Here is a 9,307-nt window from a genome sequence, read left to right on the forward strand (position 1 = left end):
ACCCCGCGGCGCGGGGCGCGGCGCCGGCAGTGGTGGGCGATCAGCGCGTGCGCGTCCGGCTACTGGCTGGGGTACGCGGTGCTGTGGCTGATCAGCGAGCCCCTGGTGGGCTCCGTGCCCAACCCGGCGTTCACCACCGCGGCCGGCCAGTGGGCCTTCGACCACCTCGACGCCTACGCCGAGGCCGAACCCTGGGTGCTGCGCACCGTCGCGGTGGCCGTCACCGCCGCCCTGTGCTGCCGCGCCGCCGTCTCCCGCGGCGCCGAGCGGCGCGACTGGGCGCTGCTCGCCGTCGCCTATCCCGCCTGTGTCTCGCTCCTGTTGTCCCAGTGGGGCGAGGGCGTGCCCACGATCGTGGCCCGTACAGCCGGCAGCGCCGTCTGGGCCGCCGCGATCTGCCTCGGCGTCGCCCGTACCGGTATCTGGCGGCTGGACCGCTCCACCAGCCACCGCCTCGCCCGGGTCGTCGTGCTCACCTCCCTGGCCGCCGTGGTGGTCTGCACGGTCTTCGCCGTCCAGGCCGCACTGCCCTCCGTGCGGAGCGGGGTCACCACCGTCACCGCCGGCTGCGCCCTGGTGCTCGGCTGGGGGCTGCGGCCGAGCGCCCGCCGGCTCACCCGCTGCGTCGAGCGCGCCTTCTACGGCCCCCGGGCCCGCCCGCACGAAGCCGTGAGCGCCCTCGCCGTCCGCCTCCAGCAGGCCCCGCACCCCGGGGAGGTGCCCCAGCAGATCTGCCGCAGCGCCGTGGAGGACCTGGGCGTCTCGGGCGCCGCCGTCAGCGTCGACACCCGCGCGGGGCCCCGGCGGCTGGCCTCCGCCGGGGCCCCGCTGACCGGCCCGGTCCAGACGTATCCGCTGCGCCACCACGGCCGTACCGTCGGCCGCCTCGAGGTCTCCCGCGACGGCTTCGGCACCCCGGCGGAGCGCGACGGCGGACTGCTCTCCCTCCTCGCCGACCAGGCCGCCCCCGCGCTCGCCGCGCTGCGCCTGGCCGAGGAGGCCCAGGCCGCCCGGGAGCGGCTGGTGCTCGCCCGGGAACAGGAGCGCCGCCGGCTGCGCCGGGAGATCCACGACGGACTCGGCCCGCAGCTGGCCGCCGTAAGGCTGCGCCTGGACATCGCGCAGACCTCCTGTCCGCCCGGCCACCCCGCCACCCCGCAGCTGCGCGAGGCCGCCGAGACGCTCGCCGAGGCCCTGGTCGAGGTGCGGCGGATCACCGCGGGCCTGGCCCCGGCCGCGCTGGCCGAGCGCGGACTGGCCGGCGCGGTCCGGGACCTGGCGCACCGGCTGGGCGTCGACGGGCTGCGGGTGAGCGTGGCCAGCCGCCCCGCCGCACTGCCCCCGCTGTCGCCCGGCGTCGAGACGGCCGCGTACCGGATCGCGGCGGAGTCGCTGACCAACGCCGTACGACACGCGCGGGCGCGCCAGGTGGGCGTCGAGCTCACGGCGGGACCGGACACCCTCGAGGTGAAGGTCACCGACGACGGGAGCGGGCTGCGCGAGACCGCGGTGCCCGGGGTCGGTCTCGCCTCGGTCACCGAACGGGCCGAGGAGATCGGCGGCTCCTGCTCGGTGTCCGGGTCGGAGACGGGCACGGTGGTGCACGCGGTGCTGCCGCTCGCCGGACCCGGCGAGCACGGCAACCCCGAGGAGCGCCGGAAGCCCCTCGGGCACGAGGCGTGCCGGGCGCTCCTCGCGTCGCGGAGGCCGGAGCACGCGGCGGCGGGACCCGAGGAGAGGACCACGGGGTGACAGCGGTCGCGGAACCTCCGCCGTGGCGGGTACTGCTGGTGGACGACCACCCCCTCTTCCGTGAGGGCCTGGCCGCCGCCGTCAACCTCGACGACGCGTTCGCCGTCGTCGGCCAGGCGGCCTGCGCGGACGGGGCGGTGGCCGAGGCCGTGCGCACCGGTCCGGACCTGGTCGTCATGGATCTCGGACTGCCCGGCCGGTCGGGTCTGGAGGCGACCCGGCGGATCCTGTGCGATCACCCCGGGACCCGGGTGCTGGTCATGACGATGTCGGAGGACGACGACAGCCTGCTGGCCGCCGTGCGCGCCGGGGCCCGGGGCTATCTGCTCAAGGGCGCGGGCCGGGACGAGATCCTGCGCGCGCTCCACACGGTGGCGCGCGGCGGCGCGGTGTTCGGCCCGCAGGTGGCCGAACGGCTCGGGGCGCTGCTGGGCGCCTCCGGCTCGGCGTCCGCCAAGGAGGCGTTCCCCACCCTGACCGCCCGGGAGCGCGAGGTGCTGGACCTGCTCGCGGCGGGACTCGGCTACCGGCAGATCGCCCAGCGGCTGGTGGTCACCGACAAGACCGTGCGCAACCACGTCGGCTCGATCTTCGCCAAGCTCCAGGTGCACGACCGTGCCCAGGCGATCGTGCGGGCCCGGCAGGCCGGGCTGGGAGGCGAATGACTCGCCCCTCCTCGTGGCTGATACTGGGGGCGTTATGGAATACCTCATCCTTGCCGTAGTCATCGCTGTGGTCGCGGTCGCCGCGATCAGCGGGCTCGTGATCAGCGGCCGCAAGAAGAAGCGGCTGCCCCCGCCCCCGCCGAGCAGCCCCACTGTCACCGCGCCGCCCGCCGAACCGCAGGTCGGCGAGGAGGCCGAAACCCCGCGTGAGGAACCACGCAGAACCATCGAGGAGGTGGACCTTCCGGGGGCCCCGGCCGCCACCGCGGAGGCGCCCGCCCCCGAAGCGCCCGAGGTCCCGCCGCTGGAGGTGCCAGAGCCGACCGCCGGCCGGCTGGTGCGGCTGCGTGCCCGGCTGTCCCGCTCCCAGACCACCCTGGGCAAGGGGCTGCTGACCCTGCTGTCCCGGGAGCACCTGGACGACGACACCTGGGAGGAGATCGAGGACACGCTGCTGACCGCCGACGTCGGTGTGGCGCCGACCCAGGAGCTGGTCGAGCGGCTGCGGGAGCGGGTCAAGGTGCTCGGCACCCGTACCCCCGAGGAACTGCGCGGTCTGCTGCGCGAGGAGCTGCTGCACCTCATCGGCACCGAGGCCGACCGTTCGGTGCACACCGAGAGCGGTGTGGGGGCGAACGGCGAGGAGAAGCCGGGCGTCGTCATGGTCGTCGGCGTCAACGGCACCGGTAAGACCACCACGACCGGCAAGCTCGCCCGGGTGCTCGTCGCCGACGGCAAGTCCGTGGTGCTCGGCGCGGCCGACACCTTCCGCGCCGCCGCCGCCGACCAGCTGCAGACGTGGGGCGAGCGGGTCGGCGCCCGTACGGTCCGGGGGCCGGAGGCCGGCGATCCCGCGTCGGTCGCCTTCGACGCGGTGAAGGAGGGCATCGCCGAGAGCGCGGACGTCGTCCTGATCGACACCGCCGGGCGGCTGCACACCAAGACCGGTCTGATGGACGAGCTGGGCAAGGTCAAGCGGGTCGTGGAGAAGCACGGCGCGGTGGACGAGGTGCTGCTCGTCCTGGACGCCACCACCGGCCAGAACGGCCTGGTGCAGGCGCGGGTCTTCGCCGAGGTCGTGGACATCACCGGCATCGTGCTGACCAAGCTGGACGGCACCGCCAAGGGCGGCATCGTGGTCGCGGTCCAGCGCGAGCTGAACGTCCCGGTCAAGCTGGTGGGGCTGGGCGAGGGCGCGGACGATCTGGCGCCGTTCGAGCCGGAGGCATTCGTCGACGCGCTGATCGGCGGCTGAGGCCCGTGGTGGGGGAACACCCGTATCGCGCCGGACGGGCCGGGGATGACTCCCGGCCCGTCCGGCGTTCGCGTACCGGGCGAGCCGCCTTCAGGCCCCGGCGGCCCGATGGCTCAGATAGGCGAGGGTGCCCAGGACCAGCCGGGCGTGCGGCGGGCGGCCCGCCGTGTCCAGGGCGGGCGGGCGCAGCCAGCGCACCGGTCCCAGGCCGCCGAGGTCGGAGGGCGGGGCGGTGATGTGGTCGCCCGGACCCAGGCAGCGCAGATCGAGGTCGGCGTCGTCCCAGCCCATGCGGTACAGCAGCTCGGGGAGCTCGGCGGCGGCCCCGGGGGCGACGAAGAACTGGGCGCGCCCGTCCGGGGTGACGGCCACCGGGCCGAGGGGCAGCCCCATCCGCTCCAGCCGGACCAGCGCATGGCGACCCGCGTACTCCGCGACCTCCAGGACGTCGAACGAGCGGCCCACCGCCAGCAGTACGGCCGCCCCCGGGACCTGCTCCCACGCGGCCGCGGCGGCGTCCAGGGTGGCGCCCGCCGGGACGCCGGAGGCGAAGGAGAGGGGGTGCGCGCCGGGGGAGGGGCAGTCGCGCGCACCGCATGAACAGGTGTGTCCGCCGCCCCCAGGGCCGCGCGTCGCCCGTGCGCCCGGCACCACGTCCCAGCCCCACAGACCGGTGTACTCCGCCACCGTCGTGGTCTCGGACGGACGGCCGCGGCGCCGTGAGCCGGACCGCATGTCCCGGATGCCGCCGATCGTGAAGCCCATGCCCCCTCCAACGGGTCCCGCTCTCGATGGTTACGAGCCGGAGCACGGTCATGACGCTCCGTCGTCGATGTGGTGCGGCGGCGGTGCGCTCCGATGTGGCGGAGGTGGTGAGGCGCGACTCACGCGCCCCCACGCGCATCTCTTCACCCGCTCCCGTCGCCCCGGTGTCAAGTGAATCGTGGGAAGCGGCGACCGGGTTCATTCGAAGGGGTGGCGAATGGTGGCGTTTTCGGGAATCGCCTCGCAGGGGGCGTGATCGTAGGATTACTTTCAGTGCGCAGTCCCCTGGAAGTGGCGCTCGCTCGAATGTGAGCTGACGATGGGCGGAGTACGGATCGGTACATGCCACTGGCATGAGGCGGTTCGCCGTCCGGACGGTTGATGGGCCGTATCGCGGGGACAACTGACCGTGACAGAAGGCATTCTGGTGGCGGTCCGGGAAGATTCGTGGGATGGGGGCGTTCCGGTGGGCGACGGCGGCGGCGGTGCTGGGAAGCGCCCCAATGCGCAATTGGGGTCGTGGTTCGTGCGCAGCGGCTGGTCGAAAGGGGAGCTGGCGCGCCAAGTCAACCGCAGAGCACGGCAGTTAGGCGCCCACCACATCAGTACGGACACCTCGCGGGTGCGCCGCTGGCTGGACGGCGAGCAGCCCCGGGAGCCGATTCCGCACATCCTCTCCGAGCTGTTCTCCGAGCGCTTCGGCTGCGTGGTCGGCATCGAGGACCTCGGGCTGCGCTCCGTCCACCGGTCACCGTCCGTGTCCGGGGTGGACCTCCCCTGGGCCGGTCCCGAAACGGTCGCGCTGATCGGCGAGTTCTCCCGCAGCGATCTGATGCTCGCCCGCCGCGGCTTCCTCGGCACCTCCCTCTCGCTGGCCGCCGGCCCCGCCCTCATCGAGCCGATGCAGCGCTGGCTGGTGCCCTCGCCGAGCGGACAGCCCGGCGGCGCCAGGGCGGCGGACGGCGGGCGCACGCGCCGGGTCTCCCGGCTCTCCGAGCCCGAGCTGGAGCTGCTGGAGTCCACCATCGTGATGTTCCGCACCTGGGACGCCCAGTGCGGTGGCGGGCTGCGCCGCAAGGCGGTGGTCGGCCAGTTGCACGAGGTCACCGATCTGCTCCAGGAGCCGCATCCGGAGGCGGTCACCCGGCGGCTGTTCAAGGTGGCGGGCGAGCTCGCCGAGCTCGCCGGGTGGATGAGCTACGACATCGGGCTCCAGCCCACCGCGCAGAAGTACTTCGTGCTGGCGCTGCACGCCGCCAAGGAATCCGGTGACCGCCCCCTCGGCTCCTACGTCCTCTCCAGCATGAGCCGCCAGATGATCCACGTCGGGCGGCCCGACGACGCGCTGGAGCTGATCCACCTCGCGCAGTACGGCAGCCGGGAGAGCGCCACCCCGCGCACCCAGGCCATGCTGTATGCGATGGAGGCCCGCGCCTACGCCAACATGGGCCAGCCCAGCAAATGCCACCGCGCCGTGAAGATGGCCGAGGACACCTTCGCCGAATGCGCCAAGGGCGATGGCGATCCCGACTGGATCCGCTTCTTCTCCGAGGCCGAGCTCAACGCGGAGAACGCCCACTCCTACCGCGATCTCGCCTATGTCGCCGGCCGCAGCCCCACCTACGCCAAGCTGGCCGACCCGGTGATGCGCAGGGCCGTGCGGCTCTTCGGCCAGGAGGCGGAGAAGGACGGCGGCCCCCAGCGTTCGTATGCGCTCAACCTGATCGGCATGGCCACCGTCCACCTCCTCCAGAAGGAGCCCGAGCAGGCCGCCGCGGCCGCCCATGAGGCGCTGCCGCTCGCCACCCGGATCCGCTCGGAGCGGGTCAACAACCGGCTGCGCAAGACCGTGGACACGGCGGTGCGCCAGTTCGGCGATGTGCCGGAGATCGCCGCTCTCGGCGAGCGGCTGGCCACCGCGATGCCCGACACCCCCGACACGACGGGGCCCGGCCGGGCCGTCTGAGCGGCCCCCGCGCCGGTTGCGACACGGTAACGGAGGGCCTCGCCCGCCGAACCGCGGTTCATCGGCGTGTAACACCCCGGCGCCCTTCGTCACGGCGGCGAAACATCGGGTGGCATCGACTGAAACGGCCCTGCGCCAACCTCGAAGCGAATACCGGCCCCCGATGTCCTGCCCGCACGGGCCGTCGTTTCGAGGAGACGTCCACATTGAATGGCGCAAATACCACGTTCGTATTGATCAGCGCCGCGCTCGTGATGCTGATGACCCCCGGCCTGGCCTTCTTCTACGGCGGCATGGTGCGGGTGAAGAGCGCCCTCAACATGCTGATGATGTCCTTCATCTCGCTCGGCGTCATCTCGCTGTTGTGGGTGCTGTTCGGCTACTCGCTCACCTTCGGCGACGACATCGGGGGCGGGCTGCTCGGCAACCTGGACCACATCGGCTTCAAGGGCATCGAGCCGACCTCGCTGTGGGGCGACAAGCCCGCCGCGATCCCGGTCCTGGCCTTCGCGTTCTTCCAGTTGATGTTCGCGGTGCTCACCCCCGCGCTGATCAGCGGAGCCGTCGCCGACCGCGTCAAGTTCGGCGCCTGGACCCTGTTCATCACCCTGTGGGCCACGATCGTCTACTTCCCGGTCGCCCACTGGGTCTGGCAGGCCGAGGGCTGGCTGTTCAAGAAGGACGTCATCGACTTCGCGGGCGGTACGGCGGTCCACATCAACGCGGGCGCCGCGGGCCTGGCCGTGGCCCTGGTGCTCGGCAAGCGCATCGGCTTCAAGAAGGACCCGATGCGGCCGCACAACCTGCCGCTGGTGATGCTCGGCTCCGGACTGCTGTGGTTCGGCTGGTTCGGCTTCAACGCCGGCTCCGCCCTCGCCGCCAACGCGACCGCCGCCAACATGGCCTTCAACACCCAGATCGCCACCGGTGTCGCGATGCTCGGCTGGCTCGCCTACGAGCGCGTCCGGCACGGCGCGTTCACCACGCTGGGCGCCGCCTCCGGCGCGGTCGCCGGCCTGGTCGCCATCACCCCCTCCGGCGCGGCCGTGAACGCCTGGGGCGCCATCGTGATCGGCCTGGTCGCCGGTGTCGTCTGCTCCTGGGCCGTCAGCCTCAAGTACAAGCTGGGCTTCGACGACTCACTCGACGTGGTCGGGGTGCACCTGGTCGGCGGTGTCCTGGGCACCCTCCTGGTCGGCGTCCTCGCCACCGGCGGCGTCGGCGGCGCGGCCCAGCTGGGCAGGCAGGCGCTCGGCGCCTTCACGGTGCTGATCTACTCCTTCGCCGTCTCCTGGGTCCTCGCCAAGCTCATCGACGTCACCATCGGGCTCCGGGCCAGTGAGGACGACGAGATCGGCGGCGTCGACCAGGCGTACCACGCCGAGACCGCCTACGACTTCAGCGCGGTCGGCGCATCGCCCCGTAGTACGGTGCCCGCCACTGGCCAGGCCGCGACCGGCGCCACCGCGCCGCAGAAGCCGCACAACAAGAAGGTGGACGCGTGAAGCTCATCACCGCGGTAGTGAAGCCGCACCGGCTCGACGAGATCAAGGAAGCGCTTCAGGCGTTCGGCGTCCAGGGCCTGACCGTCACCGAGGCCAGTGGCTACGGCCGTCAGCGCGGCCACACCGAGGTCTACCGGGGCGCGGAGTACACCGTCGACCTGGTGCCCAAGGTGCGCATCGAGGTGCTGGTCGAGGACGACGACGCCGATGACCTCGTCGACGTCGTGGTCAAGGCCGCCCGCACCGGAAAGATCGGGGACGGCAAGGTCTGGAGCGTCCCCGTCGACACCGCGGTCCGGGTCCGCACCGGCGAGCGCGGCCCGGACGCCCTCTGAGGGCCCGCCACGATCCGGACAACCAGCCGTACGGCGGTACGGCCGTACGCCGACAGGGAGCCGAGTTGACGGAAAGCCTCGAGACCACGACCGACACCGCCGACTCGGGGCCCGGCGGCTACGCGGCGGCCCGGCTGCGACTCCTCCGGGAGGGGTCGCGGTCCGGGCCGCCGCGCCGTTCCGCCCTGGCCGAACTCACCGACCAGTGGCTGGCCGCGCTGCTCACCGGCGGCGCGGAGACCGCGGGGATCGGCCGGGGCGTCGCCCTGGTGGCGGTCGGCGGCTACGGGCGCGGCGAACTCTCCCCGCGCAGCGACCTCGATGTGCTGCTGCTGCACGACGGCTCCGCCGACCGCCCGGCCCTCGCCGCGCTCGCCGACCACGTCTGGTACCCCGTGTGGGACATGGGCCTCGCTCTCGACCACTCCGTGCGCACCCTGGACGAGGCCCGGAGCACCGCCGCCGAGGACCTCAAGGTCCAGCTCGGCCTGCTCGACGCCCGCCACATCGCGGGCGACGCGGCGCTCAGCGCCGAGCTGCGCACCGCCGTCCTCGCCGACTGGCGGGCCCAGGCCCCGGGGCGGCTGCCCGAGCTCCGTGAGCTGGGCCAGGAGCGCGCCGAACGCCACGGCGAGCTGCAGTTCCTGCTCGAACCCGATCTGAAGGAAGCCCGCGGCGGGCTCCGCGACGCCACCGCGCTGCGCGCCATCGCCGCCTCCTGGCTCGCCGACGCGCCCCGCGAGGGCCTCGACGACGCGCGGCGCCGGCTGCTGGACGCCCGCGACGCGCTCCATCTGTCCACCGGCCGCGCCACCGACCGCCTCGCGCTCCAGGAACAGGACCAGGTCGCGGAGGCCCTCGGACTGCTGGACGCCGACGCCCTGCTGCGCCAGATCTACGAATCCGCCCGCACCATCTCCTACGCGAGCGACGTCACCTGGCGCGAGGTCGAGCGGGTGCTGCGCGCCCGCTCGACCGCCCGGCCGCGGCTGCGCGGACTGCTCGGCGGCCGCGGCGGGCGGGCCGGGGGCCGCTCGGGCGCCGGACGCGGTACGGACGGGGAG

General features: G+C 73.6%; 8 protein-coding genes. 7 read left to right on the forward strand and 1 reads right to left on the reverse strand.

Annotation, left to right across the window (positions count from 1 at the left end):
- The 3 genes from AXW62_RS37930 to ftsY form a co-directional block, all read left to right on the forward strand.
- Nucleotides 1–1,752, forward strand: a 1,752-nt coding sequence (locus AXW62_RS37930; protein ID WP_060948371.1) for a sensor histidine kinase, incomplete at its 5' end; no start/stop codon positions are given.
- On the forward strand, nucleotides 1,749–2,417 hold the full coding sequence (locus AXW62_RS37935) for a response regulator (RefSeq protein ID WP_060948372.1): 669 nt from the start codon (nucleotides 1,749–1,751) through the stop codon (nucleotides 2,415–2,417). The genes AXW62_RS37930 and AXW62_RS37935, both read left to right, overlap by 4 nt.
- Nucleotides 2,418–2,451: 34 nt before the next feature.
- Complete coding sequence (gene ftsY, locus AXW62_RS37940) at nucleotides 2,452–3,672, forward strand: signal recognition particle-docking protein FtsY (RefSeq protein ID WP_060948373.1); 1,221 nt, start codon at nucleotides 2,452–2,454, stop codon at nucleotides 3,670–3,672.
- A gap of 90 nt (nucleotides 3,673–3,762) precedes the next feature.
- On the opposite strand, the gene AXW62_RS37945 is transcribed toward ftsY, so the two are convergent.
- Entirely contained in the window at nucleotides 3,763–4,437 is a 675-nt protein-coding gene (locus AXW62_RS37945; protein WP_060948374.1) for a bifunctional DNA primase/polymerase, read from the reverse strand.
- A 466-nt stretch (nucleotides 4,438–4,903) separates the two neighbouring features.
- On the opposite strand from AXW62_RS37945, the gene nsdA reads away from it, so the two are divergent.
- The 4 genes from nsdA to AXW62_RS37965 form a co-directional block, all read left to right on the forward strand.
- Nucleotides 4,904–6,403, forward strand: coding sequence for a transcriptional repressor NsdA (gene nsdA, locus AXW62_RS37950; RefSeq protein WP_037646859.1), 1,500 nt, complete (start codon nucleotides 4,904–4,906; stop codon nucleotides 6,401–6,403).
- A gap of 206 nt (nucleotides 6,404–6,609) precedes the next feature.
- Nucleotides 6,610–7,908, forward strand: coding sequence for an ammonium transporter (locus tag AXW62_RS37955; protein ID WP_060948375.1), 1,299 nt, complete (start codon nucleotides 6,610–6,612; stop codon nucleotides 7,906–7,908).
- Nucleotides 7,905–8,243, forward strand: coding sequence for a P-II family nitrogen regulator (locus tag AXW62_RS37960; RefSeq protein WP_060948376.1), 339 nt, complete (start codon nucleotides 7,905–7,907; stop codon nucleotides 8,241–8,243). Before AXW62_RS37955 ends, AXW62_RS37960 begins: the two co-directional genes overlap by 4 nt.
- A gap of 65 nt (nucleotides 8,244–8,308) precedes the next feature.
- Nucleotides 8,309–9,307 (forward strand): [protein-PII] uridylyltransferase family protein (locus tag AXW62_RS37965; RefSeq protein ID WP_174556477.1); only part of this gene is annotated, 999 nt, incomplete at its 3' end.

The organism is Streptomyces hygroscopicus subsp. hygroscopicus, from assembly GCF_001553455.1.
Taxonomy (GTDB): Bacteria; Actinomycetota; Actinomycetes; order Streptomycetales; family Streptomycetaceae; genus Streptomyces; species Streptomyces hygroscopicus.

Excerpts from the sequence above, each read along its gene's own strand:
- ftsY (WP_060948373.1), top strand. The coding sequence starts at position 2,452 with ATGGAATACCTCATCCTTGCCGTAGTCATCGCTGTGGTCGCGGTCGCC.
- AXW62_RS37945 (WP_060948374.1), bottom strand. The coding sequence starts at position 4,437 with ATGGGCTTCACGATCGGCGGCATCCGGGACATGCGGTCCGGCTCACGG.